Source organism: Rhodospirillaceae bacterium, from assembly GCA_016712715.1.
Classification (GTDB): domain Bacteria; phylum Pseudomonadota; class Alphaproteobacteria; order Dongiales; family Dongiaceae; genus Dongia.
In genome coordinates this window covers 199348-219788 of the sequence record JADJQM010000002.1, presented here as the reverse complement: position 1 = coordinate 219788, position 20441 = coordinate 199348, and the positions used below count along the sequence as shown (strand labels likewise).

At 61.7% G+C, this 20441-nt stretch carries 30 protein-coding genes and 1 pseudogene; all 31 read left to right on the top strand.

All coding sequences use genetic code 11. The annotated features are described in order from the left end of the window. The first annotated feature begins 7 nt into the window (after window positions 1–7). The 31 genes and pseudogenes from IPK59_11795 (at window position 8) to IPK59_11645 (ending at window position 20333) form a co-directional block, all read left to right on the top strand. Window positions 8–1959: pseudogene (locus tag IPK59_11795) on the top strand (elongation factor G). 31 nt (window positions 1960–1990) lie between these two features. Next, window positions 1991–3181, top strand: a complete 1191-nt coding sequence (gene tuf / locus IPK59_11790; protein ID MBK8159405.1) for an elongation factor Tu — start codon at window positions 1991–1993, stop codon at window positions 3179–3181. Window positions 3182–3209: 28 nt separating this feature from the next. Next, complete coding sequence (gene rpsJ, locus IPK59_11785) at window positions 3210–3524, top strand: 30S ribosomal protein S10 (GenBank protein ID MBK8159404.1); 315 nt, start codon at window positions 3210–3212, stop codon at window positions 3522–3524. A 14-nt stretch (window positions 3525–3538) separates the two neighbouring features. After that, entirely contained in the window at window positions 3539–4231 is a 693-nt protein-coding gene (gene rplC, locus IPK59_11780; GenBank protein MBK8159403.1) for a 50S ribosomal protein L3, read from the top strand. 11 nt (window positions 4232–4242) lie between these two features. Beyond that, a complete protein-coding gene (rplD, locus tag IPK59_11775) occupies window positions 4243–4872 on the top strand; it encodes a 50S ribosomal protein L4 (GenBank protein ID MBK8159402.1) in 630 nt (209 codons plus the stop codon). A gap of 14 nt (window positions 4873–4886) precedes the next feature. Next, window positions 4887–5201: a 50S ribosomal protein L23 gene (locus tag IPK59_11770; GenBank protein MBK8159401.1), complete on the top strand. Its 315-nt coding sequence runs from the start codon at window positions 4887–4889 to the stop codon at window positions 5199–5201. A gap of 3 nt (window positions 5202–5204) precedes the next feature. After that, complete coding sequence (rplB, locus tag IPK59_11765; GenBank protein ID MBK8159400.1) at window positions 5205–6029, top strand: 50S ribosomal protein L2; 825 nt, start codon at window positions 5205–5207, stop codon at window positions 6027–6029. Between the two features lie 14 nt (window positions 6030–6043). Continuing rightward, window positions 6044–6322, top strand: coding sequence for a 30S ribosomal protein S19 (gene rpsS / locus IPK59_11760; protein ID MBK8159399.1), 279 nt, complete (start codon window positions 6044–6046; stop codon window positions 6320–6322). A gap of 2 nt (window positions 6323–6324) precedes the next feature. Continuing rightward, the gene (rplV, locus tag IPK59_11755) at window positions 6325–6714 is read left to right on the top strand and encodes a 50S ribosomal protein L22 (protein ID MBK8159398.1); all 390 of its coding nucleotides are present in this window, start codon (window positions 6325–6327) and stop codon (window positions 6712–6714) included. Continuing rightward, a complete protein-coding gene (gene rpsC, locus IPK59_11750) occupies window positions 6714–7394 on the top strand; it encodes a 30S ribosomal protein S3 (GenBank protein MBK8159397.1) in 681 nt (226 codons plus the stop codon). The genes rplV and rpsC overlap by 1 nt, the downstream gene beginning before the upstream one ends. Before the next feature lie 35 nt (window positions 7395–7429). Next, the gene (gene rplP, locus IPK59_11745) at window positions 7430–7846 is read left to right on the top strand and encodes a 50S ribosomal protein L16 (protein ID MBK8159396.1); all 417 of its coding nucleotides are present in this window, start codon (window positions 7430–7432) and stop codon (window positions 7844–7846) included. Window positions 7847–7864: 18 nt separating this feature from the next. Next, window positions 7865–8068: a 50S ribosomal protein L29 gene (rpmC, locus tag IPK59_11740; GenBank protein ID MBK8159395.1), complete on the top strand. Its 204-nt coding sequence runs from the start codon at window positions 7865–7867 to the stop codon at window positions 8066–8068. Window positions 8069–8089: 21 nt separating this feature from the next. Further along, complete coding sequence (rpsQ, locus tag IPK59_11735; protein MBK8159394.1) at window positions 8090–8335, top strand: 30S ribosomal protein S17; 246 nt, start codon at window positions 8090–8092, stop codon at window positions 8333–8335. Window positions 8336–8373: 38 nt separating this feature from the next. After that, window positions 8374–8742 carry a 50S ribosomal protein L14 gene (gene rplN, locus IPK59_11730; protein ID MBK8159393.1) on the top strand — a complete coding sequence of 123 codons (369 nt, stop codon included), beginning with the start codon at window positions 8374–8376 and terminating at the stop codon, window positions 8740–8742. A 23-nt stretch (window positions 8743–8765) separates the two neighbouring features. Beyond that, window positions 8766–9083, top strand: a complete 318-nt coding sequence (rplX, locus tag IPK59_11725; protein ID MBK8159392.1) for a 50S ribosomal protein L24 — start codon at window positions 8766–8768, stop codon at window positions 9081–9083. 14 nt (window positions 9084–9097) lie between these two features. After that, the gene (gene rplE / locus IPK59_11720; GenBank protein MBK8159391.1) at window positions 9098–9640 is read left to right on the top strand and encodes a 50S ribosomal protein L5; all 543 of its coding nucleotides are present in this window, start codon (window positions 9098–9100) and stop codon (window positions 9638–9640) included. 21 nt (window positions 9641–9661) lie between these two features. After that, window positions 9662–9967 (top strand): 30S ribosomal protein S14, encoded by a 306-nt coding sequence (rpsN, locus tag IPK59_11715; GenBank protein MBK8159390.1) that lies wholly within the window; start codon window positions 9662–9664, stop codon window positions 9965–9967. A gap of 10 nt (window positions 9968–9977) precedes the next feature. Continuing rightward, entirely contained in the window at window positions 9978–10367 is a 390-nt protein-coding gene (gene rpsH / locus IPK59_11710; protein MBK8159389.1) for a 30S ribosomal protein S8, read from the top strand. Between the two features lie 18 nt (window positions 10368–10385). Continuing rightward, window positions 10386–10919 carry a 50S ribosomal protein L6 gene (gene rplF / locus IPK59_11705; protein ID MBK8159388.1) on the top strand — a complete coding sequence of 178 codons (534 nt, stop codon included), beginning with the start codon at window positions 10386–10388 and terminating at the stop codon, window positions 10917–10919. 9 nt (window positions 10920–10928) lie between these two features. Beyond that, window positions 10929–11291: a 50S ribosomal protein L18 gene (gene rplR / locus IPK59_11700; GenBank protein MBK8159387.1), complete on the top strand. Its 363-nt coding sequence runs from the start codon at window positions 10929–10931 to the stop codon at window positions 11289–11291. Window positions 11292–11309: 18 nt separating this feature from the next. Further along, window positions 11310–11879, top strand: coding sequence for a 30S ribosomal protein S5 (gene rpsE, locus IPK59_11695; protein MBK8159386.1), 570 nt, complete (start codon window positions 11310–11312; stop codon window positions 11877–11879). A gap of 26 nt (window positions 11880–11905) precedes the next feature. Further along, complete coding sequence (gene rpmD / locus IPK59_11690; protein MBK8159385.1) at window positions 11906–12091, top strand: 50S ribosomal protein L30; 186 nt, start codon at window positions 11906–11908, stop codon at window positions 12089–12091. Between the two features lie 11 nt (window positions 12092–12102). Then, a complete protein-coding gene (locus tag IPK59_11685; protein ID MBK8159384.1) occupies window positions 12103–12594 on the top strand; it encodes a 50S ribosomal protein L15 in 492 nt (163 codons plus the stop codon). A 103-nt stretch (window positions 12595–12697) separates the two neighbouring features. After that, window positions 12698–14047, top strand: coding sequence for a preprotein translocase subunit SecY (gene secY, locus IPK59_11680; GenBank protein MBK8159383.1), 1350 nt, complete (start codon window positions 12698–12700; stop codon window positions 14045–14047). Then, window positions 14044–14700: an adenylate kinase gene (locus IPK59_11675; protein ID MBK8159382.1), complete on the top strand. Its 657-nt coding sequence runs from the start codon at window positions 14044–14046 to the stop codon at window positions 14698–14700. The genes secY and IPK59_11675 overlap by 4 nt, the downstream gene beginning before the upstream one ends. Before the next feature lie 163 nt (window positions 14701–14863). After that, window positions 14864–15241 (top strand): 30S ribosomal protein S13, encoded by a 378-nt coding sequence (gene rpsM / locus IPK59_11670; GenBank protein MBK8159381.1) that lies wholly within the window; start codon window positions 14864–14866, stop codon window positions 15239–15241. Window positions 15242–15301: 60 nt separating this feature from the next. Further along, window positions 15302–15703, top strand: coding sequence for a 30S ribosomal protein S11 (rpsK, locus tag IPK59_11665; GenBank protein ID MBK8159380.1), 402 nt, complete (start codon window positions 15302–15304; stop codon window positions 15701–15703). A gap of 151 nt (window positions 15704–15854) precedes the next feature. Further along, complete coding sequence (locus tag IPK59_11660; protein ID MBK8159379.1) at window positions 15855–16871, top strand: DNA-directed RNA polymerase subunit alpha; 1017 nt, start codon at window positions 15855–15857, stop codon at window positions 16869–16871. A gap of 181 nt (window positions 16872–17052) precedes the next feature. After that, the gene (gene rplQ, locus IPK59_11655; protein ID MBK8159378.1) at window positions 17053–17475 is read left to right on the top strand and encodes a 50S ribosomal protein L17; all 423 of its coding nucleotides are present in this window, start codon (window positions 17053–17055) and stop codon (window positions 17473–17475) included. A gap of 111 nt (window positions 17476–17586) precedes the next feature. Beyond that, on the top strand, window positions 17587–18987 hold the full coding sequence (locus tag IPK59_11650) for a Do family serine endopeptidase (protein ID MBK8159377.1): 1401 nt from the start codon (window positions 17587–17589) through the stop codon (window positions 18985–18987). Between the two features lie 62 nt (window positions 18988–19049). Continuing rightward, on the top strand, window positions 19050–20333 hold the full coding sequence (locus IPK59_11645; protein ID MBK8159376.1) for a replication-associated recombination protein A: 1284 nt from the start codon (window positions 19050–19052) through the stop codon (window positions 20331–20333). The last annotated feature ends 108 nt before the right edge of the window (window positions 20334–20441 follow it).

Here is a 20441-nt window from a genome sequence, read left to right as displayed (position 1 = left end):
AAAGATCATGGCGCGCACCACTCCGCTCGAGCGATACCGCAATATCGGCATCATGGCCCACATCGATGCCGGCAAGACGACCACGACCGAGCGCATCCTCTATTACACCGGCAAGTCCTATAAGATCGGCGAAGTGCACGAAGGCACGGCGACGATGGATTGGATGGAGCAGGAGCAAGAGCGCGGCATCACCATTACATCGGCTGCGACGACCTGCTTCTGGAACGACCACCGCATCAACATCATCGACACCCCGGGCCACGTCGACTTCACCATCGAAGTCGAACGGTCGCTGCGCGTGCTCGACGGTGCCGTCACGGTGTTCGATTCGGTTGCCGGCGTCGAGCCGCAGTCGGAAACGGTGTGGCGCCAGGCCGACAAGTACGGCGTGCCGCGCATCTGCTTCGTCAACAAGATGGATCGCATCGGCGCCGACTTCTACCGTTGCGTCGACATGATCGTTGACCGCCTGGGCGCGACACCCCTGGTCATCCATCTGCCGATCGGTTCGGAAAGCGAATTCGCCGGCATCGTCGATCTCGTCGCCATGAAGGGCATCATCTGGAAGGATGAAAGCCTCGGCGCCGAATTCGTGATCGGCGACATTCCCGCCGACATGAAGGAAAAGGCCGAAGAGTATCACGCCCGTCTCGTCGAGATGTGCGTCGAACTCGACGACCAGGTCATGCAGGCCTATCTCGACGGCAAGCAGCCGGATGTCGACACCCTCAAGAAGCTGATCCGCAAGGGCACCAACAACGGCAATTTCGTGCCGGTGCTGTGCGGTTCGGCCTTCAAGAACAAGGGCGTGCAGCCGATGCTGGATGCCGTCGTCGACTTCCTGCCGTCGCCGCTCGACGTGCCGGACATGAAGGGCGTTGCGGTCGATAGTGACCAGGAATTGACTCGCAAGAGCTCGGATGACGAAGCCTTCTCCGGCCTCGCCTTCAAGATCATGACCGATCCGTTCGTCGGCTCGATCACTTTCGTGCGCATCTATTCCGGCATCCTCAACTCGGCCACCACCGTGCTCAACACGGTGAAGGAAGAGAAAGAGCGCGTCGGTCGCATGCTGCTCATGCATGCCAACAGCCGCGAAGACATCAAGGAAGCCCGCGCCGGTGACATCGTCGCCCTCTGCGGCCTGAAGAACACCACCACCGAAACCGCCTCGCGCAGGAGGATCCGTCCTTCCGCGTCAATTCCGATCCGGAAAGCAGCCAGACGATCATCAAGGGGATGGGCGAACTCCATCTCGAAATCCTCGTCGATCGCATGCGTCGCGAATTCAAGGTCGAAGCCAATGTCGGCGCGCCGCAGGTGGCGTACCGGGAAAGCATCACCAAGAAAGTCGAGCAGGATTATACCCACAAGAAGCAGACCGGTGGTTCGGGTCAGTTCGCCCGCGTCAAGATCCGCTTCGAGCCGCTGGAGCCGGGTTCCGGCTTCGTGTTCGAGAACTCGGTCGTCGGCGGTTCGGTGCCGCGCGAATACGTGCCGGGCGTCGAAAAGGGCCTGAAGCTCGCCAAGGAAACGGGCGTCATCGCCGGCTTCCCGCTGATCGACTTCAAGGCAACCTTGATCGACGGCGCCTATCATGACGTTGACTCGAACGTGCTGACCTTCGACATCGCGGCGCGCGCTTGCTTCCGCGAAGCCATTCCGAAAGCCGGCCCGAGGTTGCTCGAGCCGATGATGAAAGTCGAAGTCGTGACGCCCGAGGATTACATGGGCGACGTCATCGGCGATCTGAATTCTCGTCGTGGCCAGGTCCAGGGCATGGACAGCCGCGGTAACGCCCGTGTCATCACGGCGATGGTGCCGCTCGCCAACATGTTCGGCTACGTGAATACCCTGCGCTCGATGAGCCAGGGCCGTGCCCAGTACACCATGACTTTCGACCACTATGAGCAGGTCCCACAGGCGGTTGCGGACGAAGTCCGCGCCAAGATGGCCTGATCGGTACCAGCGAACTTACGGAGTATTTGAGATGGCGAAGGCTAAATTTGAGCGCAACAAGCCGCATTGCAACGTTGGCACGATCGGCCACGTTGACCACGGCAAGACGTCGCTGACGGCGGCGATCACGAAGGTTCTGGCGGAGACGGGCGGTGCGACGTTCACGGCCTATGACCAGATCGACAAGGCGCCGGAAGAGCGGGCTCGTGGCATCACGATCTCGACGGCCCACGTTGAGTATGAGACGAAGAACCGCCACTACGCCCATGTCGATTGCCCGGGCCATGCCGATTATGTGAAGAACATGATCACGGGTGCCGCACAGATGGATGGCGCGATCCTGGTGGTGTCGGCGGCCGACGGCCCGATGCCGCAGACCCGCGAGCACATCCTGCTGGCCCGCCAGGTCGGTGTGCCGGCGCTGGTGGTGTTCATGAACAAGTGCGACATGGTGGACGATCCCGAGCTCCTCGATCTCGTCGAGCTGGAAGTCCGCGAGTTGCTGTCGAAGTACGAATTCCCGGGCGACACCATTCCGATCATCCGTGGTTCGGCGCTGTGCGCCCTTGAAGGCAAGCAGCCGGAGCTCGGCCATGACGCGGTGCTGAAGCTGATGGCGGCGGTCGATGAATTCATCCCGCAGCCGGAGCGTCCGAAGGATCGTCCGTTCCTGATGCCGATCGAAGACGTGTTCTCGATCTCGGGTCGTGGCACGGTGGTCACGGGTCGCGTCGAGCGCGGCATCGTGAAGGTTGGCGAGGAAGTCGAGATCGTCGGCCTGAAGCCGACGGTGAAGACGACCGTGACCGGCGTCGAAATGTTCCGCAAGCTGCTGGACAGCGGCGAAGCCGGCGACAACATCGGTGCGCTGCTGCGCGGCACCAAGCGCGAGGACGTCGAGCGCGGCCAGGTGCTGGCCAAGCCGGGTTCGATCACCCCGCACACCAAGTTCAAGGCGGAAGCCTACATTCTGACCAAGGAAGAGGGTGGCCGTCACACGCCGTTCTTCTCCAACTATCGCCCGCAGTTCTACTTCCGCACGACGGACGTGACGGGCACGGTGGAGTTGCCGGAAGGCACCGAAATGGTGATGCCCGGCGACAACATCTCGATGGTGGTCAACCTGATCGCCCCGATCGCCATGGATGAAGGTCTGCGCTTCGCCATCCGCGAAGGCGGTCGTACCGTCGGCGCCGGCGTCGTCGCCAAGATCGTCGAGTAAGGCTGAAAAGGCCTAAAGGATCCAGAAGATGGAAAGCCAGAATATCCGCATCCGCCTCAAGGCGTTCGATCATCGCGTGCTGGACCAGTCGACCAACGAGATCGTCAGCACGGCGAAGCGCACGGGTGCCCAGGTACGCGGACCGATTCCGCTGCCGACCCGCATCGAGCGCTTCACCGTTAACCGTTCGCCGCACGTCGACAAGAAGAGCCGCGAGCAATTCGAGATGCGCACGCACAAGCGTCTTCTCGACATTGTCGATCCGACCCCGCAGACGGTGGACGCGCTGATGAAGCTCGACCTCGCCGCCGGCGTGGACGTCGAGATCAAGTTGAAGAATTAAGAGGAGGGGCACCTATGCGAACCGGCCTCATCGCCCAGAAGCTGGGCATGACCCGCGTCTTCGCCGAAGATGGCGCGCACGTGCCCGTGACCTTGTTGAAGGTCGCTGGTTGTCAAGTCATCGCGGTTCGGACCGAAGAGCAGAACGGCTATAACGCCGTGCAGCTTGGTCTCGACAAAGCGAAAGTGAAGAATGTCTCGAAGGCCCAGCGCGGCCATTTCGCCAAGGCGAAAGTCGAGCCGAAGAAGAAGATCGCGGAATTCCGCGTCGACAAGGATGCGCTGCTCGAAGTCGGCGCCGAACTGTCGGCCGATCATTTCGTGACCGGTCAGTTCGTCGACGTCACCGGCACCACCATCGGCAAGGGTTTTGCCGGCGGTATGAAGCGCTGGAACTTCGGTGGTCTGCGTGCGACCCACGGCGTCTCGGTCTCGCACCGCAGCCTTGGTTCGACCGGTCAGCGTCAGGATCCGGGCCGTACCTTCAAAGGCAAGAAGATGGCCGGCCATCTGGGCGACGAGCGTGTCACCACGCAGAACCTGAAGGTCGTCGGCACCGATCCGGCACTCGGCATCGTCATGGTGAAGGGCGCCGTTCCGGGCCACGAGGGCTCCTATGTCCTCATCAAGGACGCCGTGAAGCGCGCTTTGCCGAAGGATGCGCCGTTCCCGGCCGCCCTCAAGGCAAAAGCCGAAGCGGCTGAGTGAGCGAGGAAATCATGAAGCTCAAAGTCATCGACATCAACAACAAGCCGCAAGGCGAGATCGAGTTGGACGACGCCACGTTCAACGACATCTTTGCTCGCCCTGTGCGCAAGGACATCCTCGCCCGTGTGGTCAATTGGCAGCTCGCCAAGCGCCGCTCAGGCAATCACAAGACCAAGGAAATCGGCGACATTTCCGGTACCACCAAGAAGCCCTATGCCCAGAAGGGCACGGGTCGCGCCCGCCAGGGCTCGCTGCGCTCGCCGCAGTTCCGCGGTGGTGCGACGATTTTCGGCCCGGTCGTTCGCAGCCACGAGCATGACCTGCCGAAGAAGTTTCGCGCCCTCGGCCTGAAGACGGCGCTGTCGTCCAAGGTCAAGGAAGGCAAGCTCATCGTCCTCGACGGTGTCGGCACCGATGCCAAGACCAAGGACGTGGTGAAGAAGTTCGAAGCCCTCGGCTGGAAGTCGGTCCTTCTCATCGAAGGCCCGGAAGTCACCGAAGGTTTCGCCCGCGCCGCGCGCAACATTCCCAATGTGGATGTGCTGCCGCAGCAGGGTGCCAACGTTTACGACATCCTGCGCCGTGACACCTTGGTTCTCACCAAGGACGCCGTGCAACATCTGGTGGAGCGCTTGAAATGAGCCGCGCACGGAAGATGGTTACCCCGAAGGTGAAGCTCTCCGAAGCAGCGATGCTGGAGATGATCTGCCGTCCCCATGTGACCGAAAAGTCGACCATGGGTTCGGAACACAATCAGGTCACCTTCAAGGTGCCGCTCGATGCCAGCAAGCCGGAGATCAAGGCTGCGGTCGAAGGTGTCTTCAAGGTGAAGGTCGATGCCGTCAACACGATCCGTGTCGAAGGCAAGACCAAGCTGTGGCGCGGCCGTTCGGGCAAGCGTCCGGATTTCAAGAAAGCGATCGTGACCCTCGCCGAGGGCCACAAGATCGATGTGACGACGGGGATCTAAGCCATGGCTTTGAAGACATTCAAGCCGACTTCCGCGGGTCGCCGCCAGCTGGTCCTCGTGGACCGCAGCGAGCTCCATAAGGGTGATCCGGTCAAGGCGTTGACCGAAGGCCTGAAGAAGTCCGGTGGGCGCAACAATCGCGGTCGTATCACGGCCTTTCGCACCGGTGGTGGCCATAAGCGCCGCTATCGCCTGATCGATTTCCAGCGCCGCAAGTTCGACGTGGTGGGGACGATCGAGCGCCTGGAATATGATCCGAACCGTACCGCTTTCATCGCCTTGGTGAAGTATGCCGATGGCGAGCTGGCCTACATCCTGGCGCCGCAGCGCCTGAAGGCCGGCGACCAGGTCATCTCCGGCGACAAGGTCGACGTGAAGCCGGGCAATGCCATGCCGCTCCGTTCGATCCCGGTCGGCACGATCATCCACAATGTCGAGCTGAAGCCCGGCAAGGGCGGCCAGATGGCCCGTTCCGCCGGTACCTTCCTGCAGCTCGTGGGTCGTGACCAAGGCAACGCGCTCCTGCGCATGCCGTCGGGCGAAGTCCGCATGGTCAAGTCCGAGTGCATGGCGACCATCGGTGCGGTCTCCAACCCGGATCAGCAGAACACCTCGATCGGCAAGGCCGGTCGGGCCCGTCATCTCGGCTACCGCCCGACCACGCGCGGCATCGTGATGAACCCGGTCGACCATCCGCACGGCGGTCGTACCAATGGTGGCCGTGCCTGGGTGACACCCTGGGGCAAGCCGACCAAGGGCAAGAAGACCCGTCATAACAAGAAGACGGATGGCCAGATCCTGCGCCGCCGTCACGCAGCGAAGAAATAAGGAGGGCGACAAAAATGGCTCGCTCCGTATGGAAAGGTCCGTTCATCGACGGTTATCTGCTGAAGAAGGCAGAGACGTCGCGTGCTTCGGGCCGCAACGAGGTGATCAAGACCTGGTCGCGTCGCTCCACTATCCTGCCGCAGTTTGTCGGCCTCACCTTTGGCGTCTATAACGGCCAGAAGTTCCTGCCGGTTCTCGTCACCGAGAACATGATCGGCCACAAGTTCGGCGAGTTCTCGCCGAGCCGGACCTTCCACGGTCATGCCGCCGACAAGAAGGCGAAGAGGGCCTAACGATGAGCAAGCAGAAGAGAGCCCGCGTCCTGAAGGACACCGAGGCGAAGGCGGTGGCGTCCGTCGTGCAGACGACGCCGCGCAAGCTCAACCTCGTGGCGCAGATGATCCGCGGCCTCGACGCCCAGCCGGCCCTGGCGGCCCTCACCTTCTCCAAGAAGCGTGCGGCCCAGGACGTGCGCAAGGTGCTGCAGGCGGCGATCGCCAACGCCGAGAACAACCACTCGCTCGACGTCGACCGCTTGTTCGTCGCCGAGGCCTATGTCGGCAACAGTTTCCGCCTGAAGCGTTTCCACGCCCGCGCCCGCGGCCGTGGCGTGAAGGTCGTGAAGCTCTGGAGCAACCTGACGGTCGTCGTGCGTGAGCGCGTCGAAGCCGAGGAGGCAAAGTAATGGGTCAGAAAGTCAACCCGATCGGGCTGCGCGTCGGTATCAACCGCACCTGGGATTCGCGCTGGTTCGCCGACAAGGACTATGCCCAGCTCCTCCATGAGGATCTGCGCATCAAGAAGTTCCTGACCGAGCGCCTCAACCAGGCCGGTGTCGCCCGCGTCGTCATCGAACGTCCGGCCAAGAAGGCCCGCGTCACCATTCACACGGCGCGTCCGGGTGTGGTGATCGGCAAGAAGGGCGCCGACATCGAGAAGCTGCGCGGCGAACTGTCGAAGATGACGGGCTCGGAAGTGAGCCTCAACATCATCGAAATCCGCAAGCCGGAAATCGACGCCAAGCTGATCGCCGATAACATCGCGCAGCAGCTCGAGCGCCGTGTCGCCTTCCGCCGGGCGATGAAGCGCGCCGTGCAGTCGGCGATGCGCTTGGGTGCCCTGGGGATCCGGATCAACTGCTCGGGTCGGCTGGGCGGCGCCGAGATCGCGCGCATCGAGTGGTACCGCGAGGGTCGCGTGCCGTTGCATACGCTGCGCGCCGAGATCGATTTCGGTGAAGGTACGGCGAAGACCACCTACGGCACCTGCGGTGTCAAGGTTTGGGTTTTCAAGGGCGAGATCATGGGCCACGACCCGATGGCCATGGACAAGCGGTCCATGGAACATCAGGCGCCGGCTCGCTAAGGCCCAGGCCTTAGAGAGCGATAGGAAACAGGACGATGCTTTCTCCTAAGCGGACAAAATTTCGTAAGGCCCATAAGGGTCGGATCAAGGGCGACGCCAAGGGCGGCTACACCCTCGATTTCGGCGCTTTCGGCATGAAGGCGATGGAACCAGGCCGTATCACGGCCCGCCAGATCGAAGCGGCCCGCCGCGCCATCACGCGTCACATGAAGCGTGTCGGCAAGGTGTGGATCCGGGTCTTCCCGGACGTGCCGGTCAGCCGCAAGCCCGCCGAAGTGCGCATGGGTTCGGGCAAGGGTACGCCGGAATTCTGGATGTGCCGCGTGAAGCCGGGTCGCATCATGTTCGAGATCGACGGCGTGAACCGGAACCTGGCGGAAGAGGCATTCACCCTCGCCGCCGCGAAGTTGCCGATCAAGACGCGCCTCGTCGGCCGTATTGGCGAAGAATAAGAAACGAGGAACCCGATCATGAAGGCAAAAGACGTTAGCCTGAAGACCGAGGACCAGCTCAAGGCTGACCTCGTTAGCTTGAAGAAAGAGGCCTTCAACCTGCGCTTTCAGCGCGCGTCGGGGCAGCTAGAAAACACCGCGCGCGTGCGCGTCGTTCGGCGTGACATCGCCCGCATTGAGACTTCGCTGCGCCAGAAGGCGCAGTCGAAGGCCTCGGCCTAAGCGGGAAGCAGGAGAGAGAGAATGCCCAAGCGCGTTCTGCAAGGCACCGTGGTCAGTGACAAGACCGACAAGACCATCACCGTATTGGTCGAGCGTCGCGTCATGCACCCGGTCTACAAGAAGATCATCCGTCGTTCGAAGCGCTACGCTGCGCACGACGCTGAAAACAAGTGCAAGGTCGGCGACGTGGTGTTTATCCAGGAATGCCGTCCCTTGTCGAAGACCAAGCATTGGGAAGTGGTCGACGCTGCCACCGCCCAGGCTTAACTGTTAACTAGCGTAATTGTAACGAGAGGATCTGAACCATGATCCAGATGCAGACGAACCTGGATGTCGCCGACAACTCAGGCGCGCGCAGGGTGCAGTGCATCAAGGTGCTGGGTGGCTCGAAGCGCCGCACAGCCGAAGTGGGCGACGTCATCGTCGTGTCCATCAAGGAAGCCATTCCGCGCGGCAAGGTGAAGAAGGGCGATGTCCATCGCGCCGTCATCGTGCGCACCGCCAAGGAAATCCGCCGCGCCGATGGCTCTGCCATTCGCTTCGACCGCAACGCTGCGGTGTTGATCAACAAGCAGGGTGAGCCCATCGGCACCCGCATCTTCGGCCCGGTGACTCGCGAGCTCCGCGGCAAGAAGTTCATGAAGATCATCTCGCTCGCTCCCGAAGTGTTGTGAGCGCGAGAGGCAAGGTGCTGAAAATGGCAACAAAGCTTAAAGTCAAAAAGGGCGACAAGGTGGTTGTGATCACCGGTCGCGACAAGGGCAAGACCGGTGAGATCATCGAAGTCCAGCCCGCCAACAACCGCGTCAAGGTGCGCGGCGTGAACATGGCCAAGCATCATCAGAAGCAGTCCATGCAGACGCCGGGTGGGATCATCGAGAAGGAGGCGACCATTCACGTCTCCAACATCGCCCACATCGACCCGAAGACGCAGAAGCCGACGCGTATCGGCTACCGGATCGACGGCGACGCGAAGGTTCGCGTCTCGCGCCGTTCCGGCGAAAAGATTGATTGAGGGAGCGAGGACAGATGCGTACCCGCTTGCACGAGCATTTCGAAACCGTCGTTCGTCCGGCCCTGATGAAGGAGTTCTCCTACGAGAACGTCCACCAGTGCCCGAAGATCGAGAAGATCGTCATCAACATGGGCGTTGGCGAAGCCGCCGCCGACAGCAAGAAGATCAACGTCGCCGTTGACGAGCTCACCGCCATTGCCGGCCAGAAGCCGGTGGTGACCAAGGCCCGCAAGTCGATCGCGGTCTACAAGCTGCGCGAAGGCATGTCGATCGGCACCAAGGTGACCCTGCGTCGCGCCAAGATGTATGAGTTCTTGGACCGCCTGATCACCATCGCCCTGCCCCGCGTCCGCGATTTCCGTGGCGTCAGCGGCACCAGCTTCGACGGTCGTGGCAACTATGCCCTCGGCCTCAAGGAGCAGCTGGTGTTCCCCGAGATCGACTACGACAAGGTCGATGCGGTGCGTGGCATGGACATCATTATCGTCACAACCGCCAAGACCGATGCTGAGGCCAAGGCGTTGCTGAAGGGCTTTCAAATGCCCTTCATCAATTAAGCCTGAGCCGGAGGAAAAGACATGGCTAAGACTAGCTCCGTTCAGAAGAACAAGAAGCGCGAGAAGATGACCAAGCAGTTCGCTGCCCGTCGTGCGCGCTTGAAGGCTGCCGCCAACAACGAGGCGTTGCCGATGGAAGAGCGCTTCGCGGCGCGCCTGAAGCTCGCCGAACTGCCGCGCAACTCGTCGAAGGTCCGCATCCGCAATCGTTGCGAACTCTCCGGCCGCCCGCGCGCGACCTATCGCAAATTCAAGCTGTCGCGCATTGCGTTGCGCGAGCTCGCTTCGACCGGCCAGATTCCTGGCATGGTCAAGGCAAGCTGGTAAGGAGCAAGAGATGAACGATCCCTTGGGAGATCTCCTGACGCGCATCCGCAACGGCCAAAAGGCCCGGATGTCGGCAGTGACCAGTCCTTCGTCGCGTCTTCGTGCCAATGTGCTCGAAGTTCTGAAGCGCGAAGGTTATATCCGCAATTTCAGCGTCGACGGCACCAAGCCTGGCGGCGAGATCACGGTCGAGCTCAAGTATCACGAGGGTCAGCCCGTGATTCAGGAGATCGCCCGCGTGTCGAAACCCGGTCGTCGGGTCTATTCGAAGATCTCCGATCTGCCGCGCTACTATAACGGCCTCGGCATTTCCATCTTATCGACGCCCCGTGGCGTCCTCTCGGACAGCGAAGCGCGTACCCAAAACGTGGGTGGCGAAGTGCTGTGCCGCGTGTTCTAAGCGAGAGGAACGGAAATCATGTCTCGCGTAGGTAAAAACCCCGTCCCGCTGCCGCAAGGCGTCAGCGTCGACCTCGCCGGCGGCCTGGCCACGGTGAAGGGCAAGCTCGGCTCGCTCAAGCTGCCGATCTCGTCCCATGTCGAGGTGAAGGTGGAAGGCGACAAGGTATGGGTGAAGCCCATCACCGAAACGAAGCAGGCTCGCATGAGCTGGGGCGCGACGCGCGCCAATCTCAAGAACATGGTCGAAGGCGTCTCCAAAGGCTTCACCAAGGTTCTCGAGATCAACGGCACCGGTTACCGTGCTGCCGTCCAGGGCAAGAACCTGCAACTCAATCTCGGCTACAGCCACGACGTGAGCTATCCGATTCCGGAAGGCATCACGGTGAAATGCGATAAGCCGACGTCGATCTCGATTACCGGGTTCGACAAGCAGACGGTTGGTCAAGTAGCCGCGGAGATCCGCAGCTATCGTGCTCCCGAGCCCTACAAGGGCAAGGGTATCAAGTACTCGACCGAGACCATCCTGCGCAAGGAAGGCAAGAAGAAGTAAGGGCTGGACATGTCGAAAGCGAAAGAACTTTTCGAGCGCCGCAGGGCGCGCGTCCGGACCTCGCTCCGGAAGAAGTCGATCGGGCGCCCGCGTTTGTCGGTGTACCGTTCGGGCCTGCACATCTATGTTCAGATCATCGATGACGTGAACGGCAACACGCTTGCCGCCGCGTCGACGGTGGACAAGGAACTCAAGGGCAAGCTCAAGACCGGCGCCAATATCGATGCCGCCAAGGCCGTGGGGAAACTCATTGCCGAACGCGCTGTGTCGAAGGGCATCAAGGAAGTCGTCTTTGATCGCGGCGGTTACATTTACCACGGTCGGGTCAAGGCCCTGGCCGACGCCGCCCGCGAAGGCGGGCTGGCGTTCTAAGGAAGGGACCTAAAGACTATGGCCAAACCAGCAAAGAGCGAGCGCCGCGACCGCGAGCGCCGCGACCGGGAGACCGAGGTCGAGCTCATCGAAAAGCTCGTCGGGATCAACCGCGTTGCAAAGGTGGTGAAGGGTGGCAAGCGCTTCGGCTTCGCCGCGATCGTTGTCGTCGGTGACGGCAAGGGCCGCGTCGGCCACGGCGCCGGCAAGGCCAAGGAAGTGCCGGAAGCCATCCGCAAGGCTACCGACCAGGCGCGTCGCGGCATGATCCGCGTGCCGCTGCGCGAGGGTCGCACGCTGCACCATGACGTGACCGGTCACTACGGTGCCGGCCGCGTCGTTCTGCGCGCCGCCGATGCCGGTACCGGCATCATCGCCGGCGGTCCGGTCCGTGCCATCTTCGAAGCCTTGGGCGTCAACGACGTCGTGGCGAAGTCGGTCGGCACGTCCAACCCGCACAACATGATCCGCGCCGCTTTCGACGCGCTCAATCATTGCTCCTCGCCCCGTTCCGTGGCTGCCCGCCGCGGCAAGAAGGTGAGCGATGTGATTGGCCGCAAGGATGCCGCCGCCGAAGCGCGCGAATAAGCGCTTCGGGCAAGGGAGTTTAGAACATGGCTGACAAGGTCAAAGTCACCCAGATCGGGAGCAGCATCGGCCGTCCGGCCGATCAGCGCGGTACGCTGAAGGCCCTCGGTCTCGACAAGATGAACCGCACGCGCGAAGTCGACGATACACCGTCGGTCCGCGGCATGCTGCGCAAGGTCCAGCACCTGCTGCTGATCGAACCGGCGAAGTAAGGAACAGTACCATGAAGCTGCATGAGCTTTCAGACAATCCGGGTGCCCGCAAGAAGCGCATCCGTGTCGGCCGCGGTATCGGTTCGACCAAGGGCAAGACCTCGGGCAAGGGTGGCAAGGGCCAGACCGCACGCTCGGGCGTCTCCATCAACGGATTCGAAGGTGGCCAGATGCCGCTCTATCGGCGTTTGCCGAAGCGCGGCTTCAACAACATCTTCCGCCTCGACTTTGCGGTGGTGAACCTTGGTTCGCTGCAGGATGCGATCGACGCCAAGCGCCTCGATGCCACCAAGCCGGTCAATGGCAAGGTGCTGAAGGCTGCTGGTCTTATCGGCCGGGTCCGCGACGGTGTCCGCCTGCTGGCCAAGGGCGAATTGAAGACCAAGCTCAACATCACGGTCGTCGGCGCCTCCAAGGCGGCGATCGAAGCGGTCGAGAAGGCGGGCGGCACGGTGGTCGTCAAGGCCCCGAAGAAGCCCAAGGTCGAAGGCGCCGCGGCGTAAGGTTACGGCACCTCAAATAAAATCAGGCCCCCGATGCAATGCGGGGGCCTGATCACTAAATACCCCCTACACAGCATTGCACCGACGCGCCGAAGGGTAACTGATGGCCTCCGCTGCTGAACAACTTGCCGCCAATATCAATTTTGGCGCTTTCGCCAAGGCAGAAGAGCTGAAGGCGCGCATCTGGTTCACGCTGGGTGCGCTCATCGTCGCCCGTATCGGCGCCTATATCCCGCTACCAGGAATTGATTCGGCGGCCTTCGCGGCGATCTTCTCGCAGCATTCAGGCGGCGTGCTGGGCATGGTCGACATGTTCGCCGGCGGCGCCATCAGCCGCATGACCGTGTTTGCGCTCGGCATCATGCCGTATATCTCCGCATCGATCATCATGCAGCTCCTGACCAGTGTCTCGCCCACGCTTGAAGCGTGGAAGAAGGAAGGCGAGTCAGGCCGCAAGAAGATCAACCAATACACCCGCTATGGCACTGTTGTGCTTGCCATGGTCCAATCCTTCGGCATGGCCAAGGGATTGCAGAGCATGGCCGGTCCGTCCGGCGGTGCCGTCATCGATCCGGGCGCCATGTTCATTTTCGTGACCGTCGTGACGCTCACCGGCGGCACCTTGTTCCTGATGTGGCTGGGTGAACAGATCACCGCGCGCGGCATCGGCAACGGCATCTCGCTCATCATCTTCGCCGGTATCGTCTCGCGCCTGCCGACGTCTCTCGGCCAGCTGCTCGAGCAGCTTTGGGCCGGCTCCATCTCCGGCCTGACCGTGCTGCTCTTCGCCGTCGTCGCCGTCGCGGCCATTACCGGTATCGTGTTCTTCGAACGCGCTCAGCGTCGCCTGATCGTGCAATACCCCAAACGCCAAGTCGGCAACCGCATGTTTGGTGGCGAATCCTCGCATCTTCCGATGAAGCTCAATGCATCGGGCGTCATCCCGCCGATTTTCGCCTCGTCGATCCTGCTGCTGCCGCTGACCGTCGCTGGTTTCTACGGCACTGGCGCCGATACGCCGACCTTGCTGCAGGATGCGATGACCTATTTCGGCCATGGCCGACCGCTCTACATCGTTTCCTACATTGCCTTGATCGTCTTCTTTGCCTTCTTCTATACCGCCATCGTCTTCAATCCGGACGACACCGCGGAGAATCTGAAGAAGCATGGTGGCTTCCTGCCGGGCATCCGCCCGGGCAAGAACACCGCCGAGTATTTCGATTACGTGCTGACGCGGCTGACCGTGGTGGGTGCTGCCTATCTCGCCGTCATCTGCGCCCTGCCGGAAGTCCTCATCGCCAACTATGCCATGCCGTTCTATTTCGGCGGTACCAGTCTGCTCATCGTGGTTTCGGTGACAATGGATACCGTGGCGCAGATCCACTCGCATCTGCTGGCACATCAATATGAAGGCCTGCTGAAGAAATCGAAGCTCAAAGGGCGGCGCGGATGAAACTGATCCTGCTGGGTCCGCCGGGGGCGGGCAAGGGTACGCAAGCGAAGCGCTTATTCGACCGACACCATCTGGTGCAACTCTCGACCGGGGACATGCTTCGTGCCGAAGTGGCATCGGGATCTCCCTTGGGTGCGCAGGCCAAGAAGGTAATGGATGCCGGCCAGTTGATGTCCGATGACATCGTCATCAGCATGATCGAAGGCCGCATCGAGAAGCCGGATTGCAAGGACGGGTTCGTCCTCGACGGCTTCCCGCGCACTGAAGGCCAGGCCACGGCGCTCGATTCAATGCTGGCCCGGCACAGCGCCAAGATCGACGGCGTCATTGAACTCGCGGTGGATGAGGCAGCTTTGGTTGAGCGCATCTCCGGCCGCTATGCCTGTGCCAAATGCGGTGCTGGCTATCACGACACTTTCCAGAAACCGAAAGTCGCCGGCGTGTGCGATTCCTGCGGGGGGACCGACTTCACCCGCCGCAAGGACGACAATGCCGAAACGGTCAAAGCCAGGCTGGTCGCCTATCGCCAGCAGACGGCCCCGATTCTGCCCTATTACAAGGGCAAGGGGTTGCTGCATCAGGTGGACGGCATGGCGGAACTTGATGAAGTCACCAAACAGATCGAGCAAGTGTTAACAAAAATCAAAACCTAATTCTTTGATTTAACTCGGAAATCTGGAATCGCCCGAAAGGCGGACCAGAGGTTGACGGGCGGGCATTTCGCCATATAATGCGCGCCTTCTCGACACCCCCGGCGAACCCAGGGTTTTCGGGCGTTTCGACTTGCGTTTATCGCATGATTTAAGGAGAGCCGACGTGGCGCGTATTGCAGGCGTGAACATTCCGACGCAAAAGCGGGTGATCATCGCGTTGACCTATATCACTGGCATTGGTCCGAAGAAGGCCAGCGAGATCTGCACGAAGGTCGGCATTCCGGCCGAGCGTCGTGTGCATCAGCTGACCGACGCCGAAGTCGGTAAGATCCGCGAAACCATCGACCAGGATTACATGGTCGAGGGCGATTTGCGCCGCCAGGTTGCCATCAACATTAAGCGTCTGATGGATCTCGGCTGCTATCGTGGCCTGCGTCATCGCAAGGGCCTGCCGGTTCACGGTCAGCGTACCCATACCAACGCCCGCACCCGCAAGGGCAAGGCCGTTGCCATCGCCGGCAAGAAGCAGGCAACGAAGTAATTTTGATGTGCCGCGGCCGCTCAACGGCCGCTGCATTTTGTTCAAGGAACGGACGAGAAAATGGCGAAAGCAGCAGCCGCAACCGGCGCCCGCGTACGTAAGCGCGAACGCAAGAACATCACGTCGGGCATCGCCCATGTGAATGCGAGCTTCAACAACACCATGATCACCATCACTGATGATCAGGGTAACACCGTCGCCTGGGCTTCGTCCGGCGCCTCCGGTTTCAAGGGTTCGCGCAAATCGACCCCCTACGCCGCCCAGGTTGCTGCTGACGCCGCTTCCAAGAAGGCGATGGAACATGGCGTGAAGACGCTCGAAGTCGAAGTGAAGGGCCCGGGTTCGGGTCGTGAAAGCGCGCTGCGTGCCTTGCAGGCCGCCGGCTTCACCATCACCTCGATCCGCGACGTGACGCCGATCCCGCATAACGGCTGCCGCCCGCCGAAGCGCCGCCGCGTCTGACCGGAATTCGGTTCCGGCGCATTTTGCCGGCACCATTTGCGACGTGCGCGGGAAGCAATGCTTCCCGCCACACGCGTTTTAAGGCCACTTGTTATCGGATCTCCGGACCGCAACGACAGAATGGTTGTCGGCCGGCTATGAAAGGACAAAGATCGTGATTCAGAAGAACTGGACCGAGTTGATTAAGCCGAACAAGAAGTTCGACGGCGGTACCGACGCCAAGCGCGGCGGCACCTTGGTCATGGAACCGCTTGAGCGCGGCTTCGGCCTGACGCTCGGCAACGCGCTGCGTCGTGTGCTGCTCTCCTCGCTGCAGGGCGCTGCCGTGACCGCGATCCATGTCGACGGTGTGCTTCATGAGTTCAGCTCGATCCCCGGTGTCCGCGAAGACGTGACCGATATCGTCCTCAACGTGAAGCAGATCGCGCTTCGCATGGGTGGCGACGGTCCGAAGCGCATGCGCCTGAAGGCCCAGGGCCCCGGCGAAGTGAAGGCCGGCCAGATCGAAGTCGGCCATGACATCGAAGTGCTGAACCCCGATCTGGTGCTGTGCACCCTCGATCAGGGCGCCAATCTGTCGATGGAATTCACCGTCGAATCCGGCAAGGGCTATGTGCCCGCCTCCAACAACCGTCCCGAGGACGCGCCGATCGGTCTCATTCCGGTCGATGCCATCTTCTCGCCGGTGAAGAAGGTCTCCTACAAGATCGACAACAGCCGCGTTGGCCAGGTTACCGATTACGACCGCCTGTCGCTGACCATCGAGACCAATGGCGCCGTGACCCCGGAAGATTCGCTGGCCATCGCCGCGCGCATCCTCCAGGACCAGCTGCAGCTGTTCATCAATTTCGAAGAGCCGACCCAGGCTGTTGCCGAAGTCGCCACCTCCGAACCGCCGTTCAACCGCAACCTGCTCCGCAAGGTCGACGAGCTCGAGCTCTCGGTCCGCTCGGCCAATTGCTTGAAGAACGACAACATCGTCTACATCGGCGATCTCGTGCAGAAGACCGAAGCGGAAATGCTCCGTACGCCGAATTTCGGCCGCAAGTCGCTGAACGAAATCAAGGAAGTCCTGGCGCAGATGGGTCTCCATCTCGGCATGGAAATCCCGAACTGGCCGCCAGAGAACATCGAAGACCTGGCCCGCCGTCTCGACGAGCCGTATTGAGTTTCTAAATAGGCAACGATCGGGATGAAGCCGGTCGTTGCCAGCTTAGGGTCATGGTGACCCGCCCCTGCCGTGCCTGAGATGCATTCTTGCGCCGGATTTGGGATTGCCATCGGATCTACGACCGCCGCCGAGAAAATCGCCGGCACGAGGTCGCAGGCCAGACTGAAGGAGCACGACAATGCGTCATGGTATGAGCGGCCGTAAACTCAACCGCACCAGCAGCCACCGCAAGGCGCTGTTTATGAATCTGTCTCAGGCGCTGATCAAGCACGAGCAGATCACCACCACGCTGCCCAAGGCGAAGGATCTGCGTCCGATCGTCGAAGGCCTGGTGACCAAGGGCAAGAAGGGTGGCCTTGCCAACCGTCGCCTGTTGATCGCCCAGTTGCAGAACGAAGCGCTGGGCGAAAAGCGCATGACGGTTCGGGCCACCCGCTACAAGACCCGCGCCGGCGGCTACACCCGCGTTCTGAAGGCTGGTTTCCGTCATGGCGACATGGCGCCGATGGCCGTGATCGAGTTCGTCGATCGCGACGTCACCGCCAAGGGCCAGGATTCCGGCCCGAAGCAGAATGCCGGGACCGAGGAAGCCGCCGCCTGATCGCGGAGGCTGGTCGGCCACAGGAAATGCGAAGGGCGGCCTTGTCGGCCGCCCTTTTTGCTATCATCTGATCATCAGCGAAACCGTCCCACGAAGATATCGGATCTCGCCATGAAGCCCATCCTCGCCCTGCTGCCGGCCCTGTTGCTCGCATTCGCCCCGCTGCCGGTACTGGCGCAGGAAACGGTGCCGACGCAGAAGGTCCAGATCGACCTCACCTTCGCGCCGCTGGTCAGGGCCGCGGCACCGGCTGTGGTGAACATCTATACCCGTACGGTGGTCAAGGCCCGCCAGACATCGCCCTTCTTCGATGACCCGTTTTTCAACCAGTTTTTTGGCGATCAATTCAAGTCCGGGCAACCCAAGGAGCGCGTCCAGGGCTCGCTCGGCTCCGGCGTCATCGTGCGCACCGATGGCCTCATCGTCACCAACAACCATGTCATCGCCGGCGCAGACCAGATCCGTGTCGTGCTCAATGACAAGCGCGAATTCGAGGCCAAGGTGATCGCTGCCGAGGAGCGGCTCGATCTGGCCCTGCTCAAGGTCGACACCCAGGGCGAGGCATTGCCCGTCCTCACCTTGCGCGATTCCGATGAGATTGAAGTGGGCGACCTGGTGCTGGCCATCGGCAACCCGTTCGGCGTCGGCCAGACCGTGACCTCCGGCATCGTTTCCGGCGTCGCCCGCACCAATACCGGCATCGGCGATTTCGGCTATTTCATCCAGACCGATGCCGCAATCAATCCCGGCAATTCCGGCGGCGCCCTCATCGGCACCGACGGCAAGCTGATCGGTGTTCCGACGGCGATCTTCTCCAAATCCGGCGGCTCGATCGGTATTGGCTTTGCCATCCCGGCCAATATGGTGGCGGCGGTGATCAAGGCCGAGGGCAATGGCGGCAAGTTGATCCGTCCCTGGATCGGCGCTGCCGGCGAAGCCGTCACCGCTGATATCGCAAAGAGCCTCGGCCTGCCGCGACCCGTGGGCGTTGTCGTGCAGCAGCTCTATCCCGATGGTCCGGCGGAACAGGCCGGCCTGAAGCCCGGCGACATCATCGTCGGCGTCAATGGGCGCGATGTCGAGGATCCGGAAGGTCTGCGCTTTCGCCTGGCCACTCTGCCGGTCGGCGAGAAAGCGAGCCTCAATGTCCAGCGCAAGGACGAGACCATGGATCTCTCCGTCAGCCTCATCGCCCCGCCGGACACGCCGGCTCCCCATGAGACGCTGCTGAGCGGTCGCCAGCCGCTGGCCGGCGCCCTGGTCGTCGACCTCTCGCCAGCCACCGGGGATGAGCTTAACATCAGTGCCTGGAACGGCGTTGCCATCGCCAAGATCAAGCGCGGCAGCATCGCCGACCGGGTTGGCTTCGAAGGCGGCGACATCATTGCCAAGATCAATGATCGCAAGGTCGAAACCGTGGCCGATCTCGTCTCGATGATGGAGACTACCGCGGCGCCCTGGGCCATCACGATCAATCGCGGCGGCAAGACTAAGACCTTCGATCTGGATTAGGACGGAAACCCACAGTGAGCGGTCTCTTCGAATCCCAGGCACCACGACCGCTCGCCGACCGGATGCGCCCGCAAAAGCTTGGCGACATTGTCGGGCAGGATCATCTCATTGGTCCGCAGGGGCCGATCACACGCATGCTGGCTGCAAGCCAGGTTTCGTCGATGATTCTCTGGGGGCCACCGGGCTGCGGCAAGACCACGCTCGCCAAATTGCTGGCCGATGGCGTCAGCCTGCACTTTGAGCTTCTCTCCGCGGTCTTCTCAGGTGTTGCCGATCTCCGCAAGGTGTTCGAGGCGGCGCGGGAGCGGCGGCGCATGGGGCAGGGCACGCTGCTCTTCATCGACGAGATTCATCGATTCAATCGTGCCCAACAGGATGGTTTCCTGCCCTATGTCGAGGACGGCACCATCGTGCTGGTGGGTGCCACGACCGAGAACCCCTCCTTCGAACTCAACGCCGCTCTGCTGTCCCGGGCCCAGGTCTTCGTCCTCAACCGGCTTGATACGACGGCCGAGGAATTGCTGCTGACCCGGGCCGAGGACCTGATGGGATACCGCCTGCCGCTCGACGATGCGGCGCGGGCGGTCCTCCTCGACATGGCCGACGGCGACGGTCGGTATCTGCTCAACCTCGCTGAAGAACTCTTCCGCCTGCCGCCCGACGTACTGCTCGATCCGGCCGGCCTTGGCCAGGCGGTGCAGCGCCGGGCGCCACTCTATGACAAGGCGCAGGAAGGCCATTACAACCTCATCTCGGCCCTCCACAAATCATTGCGCGGTTCCGATACCGATGCCGCCCTCTATTGGTTTGCGCGCATGCTCGACGGTGGCGAGGACCCGCTCTACATCGCCCGCCGCCTGGTACGCTTTGCGGCTGAGGATATCGGTCTCGCTGACCCGCAGGCCCTCACCCAGGCCCTGGCGGCCTGGGATACCTACAAGCGGCTGGGGTCGCCCGAAGGCGAGTTGGCGATCGCCCAGGCGGTCATCTATCTGGGCACCGGCCCTAAGTCGAATGCCGCCGACCGCGCCTATAATGCCGTGCGCAAGGGCGCCAAGATCCATGGTTCGCTGATGTGCCCCAAGCATATCCTCAACGCCCCCACCAAGCTCATGCAGCAACTGGGCTACGCTGCCGGCTATGCCTATGACCACGATGCCGAGGAAGGTTTTTCAGGTCAGAACTACTTTCCCGATGGCATGCGGCGCGAGCGCTTCTACAAGCCGGTTGAACGCGGCTTCGAACGTGAACTGGTCAAGCGCCAGGAGTATTGGGACAAGCTCCGGGTCAAGCGTCAGCAGCCAAAGGCGCCGGTCGGCAAGCCCGATGACGAGAACGATGTTTGAACGCGTCGTGTGCAACTGAACTGCTCAGTGCAGTTGATGGCACGCTTGGTCGAATGGCGCGCCATGAGGGTTAACGTTCTGCTCGGGTGGAGCAGCTCGGGCCAAAAA

What these genes read in the sequence shown, in the direction of transcription:
- tuf (MBK8159405.1), top strand. Translation starts at nt 1,991, where the DNA reads ATGGCGAAGGCTAAATTTGAGCGCAACAAGCCGCATTGCAACGTTGGC.
- rpsJ (MBK8159404.1), top strand. Translation starts at nt 3,210, where the DNA reads ATGGAAAGCCAGAATATCCGCATCCGCCTCAAGGCGTTCGATCATCGC.
- rplC (MBK8159403.1), top strand. Translation starts at nt 3,539, where the DNA reads ATGCGAACCGGCCTCATCGCCCAGAAGCTGGGCATGACCCGCGTCTTC.
- rplD (MBK8159402.1), top strand. Translation starts at nt 4,243, where the DNA reads ATGAAGCTCAAAGTCATCGACATCAACAACAAGCCGCAAGGCGAGATC.
- IPK59_11770 (MBK8159401.1), top strand. Translation starts at nt 4,887, where the DNA reads ATGGTTACCCCGAAGGTGAAGCTCTCCGAAGCAGCGATGCTGGAGATG.
- rplB (MBK8159400.1), top strand. Translation starts at nt 5,205, where the DNA reads ATGGCTTTGAAGACATTCAAGCCGACTTCCGCGGGTCGCCGCCAGCTG.
- rpsS (MBK8159399.1), top strand. Translation starts at nt 6,044, where the DNA reads ATGGCTCGCTCCGTATGGAAAGGTCCGTTCATCGACGGTTATCTGCTG.
- rplV (MBK8159398.1), top strand. Translation starts at nt 6,325, where the DNA reads ATGAGCAAGCAGAAGAGAGCCCGCGTCCTGAAGGACACCGAGGCGAAG.
- rpsC (MBK8159397.1), top strand. Translation starts at nt 6,714, where the DNA reads ATGGGTCAGAAAGTCAACCCGATCGGGCTGCGCGTCGGTATCAACCGC.
- rplP (MBK8159396.1), top strand. Translation starts at nt 7,430, where the DNA reads ATGCTTTCTCCTAAGCGGACAAAATTTCGTAAGGCCCATAAGGGTCGG.
- rpmC (MBK8159395.1), top strand. Translation starts at nt 7,865, where the DNA reads ATGAAGGCAAAAGACGTTAGCCTGAAGACCGAGGACCAGCTCAAGGCT.
- rpsQ (MBK8159394.1), top strand. Translation starts at nt 8,090, where the DNA reads ATGCCCAAGCGCGTTCTGCAAGGCACCGTGGTCAGTGACAAGACCGAC.
- rplN (MBK8159393.1), top strand. Translation starts at nt 8,374, where the DNA reads ATGATCCAGATGCAGACGAACCTGGATGTCGCCGACAACTCAGGCGCG.
- rplX (MBK8159392.1), top strand. Translation starts at nt 8,766, where the DNA reads ATGGCAACAAAGCTTAAAGTCAAAAAGGGCGACAAGGTGGTTGTGATC.
- rplE (MBK8159391.1), top strand. Translation starts at nt 9,098, where the DNA reads ATGCGTACCCGCTTGCACGAGCATTTCGAAACCGTCGTTCGTCCGGCC.
- rpsN (MBK8159390.1), top strand. Translation starts at nt 9,662, where the DNA reads ATGGCTAAGACTAGCTCCGTTCAGAAGAACAAGAAGCGCGAGAAGATG.
- rpsH (MBK8159389.1), top strand. Translation starts at nt 9,978, where the DNA reads ATGAACGATCCCTTGGGAGATCTCCTGACGCGCATCCGCAACGGCCAA.
- rplF (MBK8159388.1), top strand. Translation starts at nt 10,386, where the DNA reads ATGTCTCGCGTAGGTAAAAACCCCGTCCCGCTGCCGCAAGGCGTCAGC.
- rplR (MBK8159387.1), top strand. Translation starts at nt 10,929, where the DNA reads ATGTCGAAAGCGAAAGAACTTTTCGAGCGCCGCAGGGCGCGCGTCCGG.
- rpsE (MBK8159386.1), top strand. Translation starts at nt 11,310, where the DNA reads ATGGCCAAACCAGCAAAGAGCGAGCGCCGCGACCGCGAGCGCCGCGAC.
- rpmD (MBK8159385.1), top strand. Translation starts at nt 11,906, where the DNA reads ATGGCTGACAAGGTCAAAGTCACCCAGATCGGGAGCAGCATCGGCCGT.
- IPK59_11685 (MBK8159384.1), top strand. Translation starts at nt 12,103, where the DNA reads ATGAAGCTGCATGAGCTTTCAGACAATCCGGGTGCCCGCAAGAAGCGC.
- secY (MBK8159383.1), top strand. Translation starts at nt 12,698, where the DNA reads ATGGCCTCCGCTGCTGAACAACTTGCCGCCAATATCAATTTTGGCGCT.
- IPK59_11675 (MBK8159382.1), top strand. Translation starts at nt 14,044, where the DNA reads ATGAAACTGATCCTGCTGGGTCCGCCGGGGGCGGGCAAGGGTACGCAA.
- rpsK (MBK8159380.1), top strand. Translation starts at nt 15,302, where the DNA reads ATGGCGAAAGCAGCAGCCGCAACCGGCGCCCGCGTACGTAAGCGCGAA.
- rplQ (MBK8159378.1), top strand. Translation starts at nt 17,053, where the DNA reads ATGCGTCATGGTATGAGCGGCCGTAAACTCAACCGCACCAGCAGCCAC.
- IPK59_11650 (MBK8159377.1), top strand. Translation starts at nt 17,587, where the DNA reads ATGAAGCCCATCCTCGCCCTGCTGCCGGCCCTGTTGCTCGCATTCGCC.
- IPK59_11645 (MBK8159376.1), top strand. Translation starts at nt 19,050, where the DNA reads ATGCGCCCGCAAAAGCTTGGCGACATTGTCGGGCAGGATCATCTCATT.